Raw genomic sequence first — 2,240 nt, 5'->3', positions numbered from 1 at the left:
CCAGCGGCACCACCGGCCTGCCCAAGCCCATCGTGCACGGCCACGGCGGCATGGTGCTGGTGGCGCTGCAGCTCAAGGGGCTGCACAACGACATCGGCTGCAGCTACGAGCCCAATTCGTTCGGCGAGCGCTACCACTGGTACAGCTCGACCGGCTGGGTGATGTGGAACGCGCAGGTGAGCGGCCTGCTGGCGGGCAGACCTGCGTGATCTACGACGGCAACCCGGGCGGCAGCCGCGAGCGGCCCGACTGGGGCACGCTCTGGCGCTTCGCCGCCGAGACGGGCGTGACGTTCTTCGGCGCGGGCGCGGCCTTCTACGCCAACTGCATGAAGTCGGGCCTGTCGCTCACGGACTGCGGCGACCTGTCGCGCGTGCGGGCGCTGGGCACCACCGGCTCGCCGCTCGCGCCCGAGGTGCAGGCCTGGGGCACGGCGCAGTTCCGCGCGCTGGGCGTGTCGGGGCATGCGGACGGCGACATCTGGTGGAACAACATCTCCGGCGGCACCGATTTTTGCGGCGCCTTCATCGGCGGGCACCGCGAGCTGCCCCAGGTGCCCGGCGAGATGCAGTGCCGCATGCTGGGCGCGGCGGTCGAGGCCTGGAACGCCGAGGGCCAGCCGGTGATCGACGAGGTGGGCGAACTGGTGTGCACGCAGCCCATCCCGTCCATGCCGCTGTACCTGTGGGGCGATGGCGAGCCGGGCCCGGCCGGGCAGGGCGGCGACCCGAACGGCAAACGCTACCTGGCGAGCTACTTTGACATGTACCCGCCGGGCCACGGCCGGCGGCCGGGCGGGGGCGACGGGCCCGTGGACATGGGCCCGGTCTGGCGCCACGGCGACTGGATCCGGATCGGCCGCTACGGCGGCTGCGTGATCTACGGGCGCAGCGATGCCACCATCAACCGCCACGGCCTGCGCATGGGCACGAGCGAGATCTATCGCGCCGTCGAGGCCCTGCCGGAGGTGCTGGACAGCCTGGTGGTCGATCTGGAGTCGCTGGGCCGCGACAGCTACATGCCGCTCTTCGTCGCGCTGCGGGGCGGCGTGGTGCTGGACGACGCCCTGCGCGGGCGCATCGCCGCGGCCATCCGCACCGCGCTGTCGCCGCGCTTCGTGCCGGACGAGATCGTGCAGGTGGCCGAGGTGCCGCGCACGCTGAGCGGCAAGAAGCAGGAGCTGCCCATCAAGAAGCTGCTGCTGGGCCAGCCGCTGGACAAAGTGGTCAACCAGGACGCCATGGCCAACCCGGGCTGCCTGCCCTGGTACGTGGCGTTCGCGCAGCAGCGCGCGGCCACCGCTGCGGCGCATTAGCGCTTCAGTGCGTTAGCGCGTTAGCGCACCGTCACGCAGCCGCGGGGCGGGCGCGCACCAGCGTGCTCTTGCCGAACAGGCTCTGCACCAGGTCCACCACCAGCTCGGCGGTCTGGTTGCGGACGTCGAGCGCGGGGTTCAGCTCCACGATGTCCAGCGAGGCCAAGCGGCCCGTGTCCGCGATCATCTCCATGCACAGCTGCGCCTCGCGGTAGTTGGGGCCGCCGCGCACGGTGGTGCCGGTGCCTGGGGCGATCTCGGGGTCGAGGAAGTCCACGTCGAAGCTCAGGTGCAGGTGCACATCGTCGCCGGCCTCGCCCTCCAGCCCGTCGAGCGCACGGCGCATGACCTCGCGCATGCCCAGCTCGTCGATGGATCGCATGTCGTACACCTCGATGCCCAGCTCGCGGATCAGGCGCTTTTCCTCGTCGTCCACGCTGCGCAGGCCGATCTGGCACAGCTGCGCGCCCTGCAGCGCGGGCACGGCGCCGCCCAGGGCCGACAGCGATTCGGGGCCGTAGCCGTACAGGCTCGCCACGGGAATGCCGTGCACGTTGCCGCTGGGCGAGATGGCGGGCGTGTTGCAGTCCGCGTGGGCATCGAGCCAGAGCACGCGCAGGCGCTTGCCCGTCTGGCGGCAGTGCCGCGCGACCGCGCTGATCGAGCCCACCGCCAGGTGGTGGTCGCCCCCGAGCAGGATGGGCATGCGGCCGGCGGCGAACTGCGCGGACACGGCGTCGTGCACCGCGCGGTTCCATGCCACGCATTCCGCCAGATTGCGCAGCCCGTGGTCGCCCCGGGCGCTTTGCGGGTTGGGCGGGCCGAAGAGGTTGCCGGCATCTTCCACGTCCACGCCGAACCGCGCGAGGGCCGGGCCCAGCTGGGCGACGCGCAGGGCGTCGGGCCCCATGGCCGCGCCCAGGCG

At 72.2% G+C, this 2,240-nt stretch carries 1 protein-coding gene and 1 pseudogene; one reads left to right on the top strand and one right to left on the bottom strand.

All coding sequences use genetic code 11. The annotated features are described in order from the left end of the window. Positions 1 to 1,315, top strand: a pseudogene (locus AC27KI_RS23060) (AMP-binding protein); the annotation flags it as partial. Positions 1,316 to 1,346: 31 nt separating this feature from the next. Here the strand turns inward: AC27KI_RS23060 and rocF are convergent. Then, a partial coding sequence (gene rocF / locus AC27KI_RS23055) for an arginase (protein ID WP_487116035.1) occupies positions 1,347 to 2,240 on the bottom strand: 894 nt, incomplete at its 5' end.

This window comes from Acidovorax sp. KPB24-03 (genome assembly GCF_057546605.1).
The sequence above is the reverse complement of the archived record's forward strand: the minus strand, read 5'-3'. Positions and strand labels throughout refer to the sequence as shown.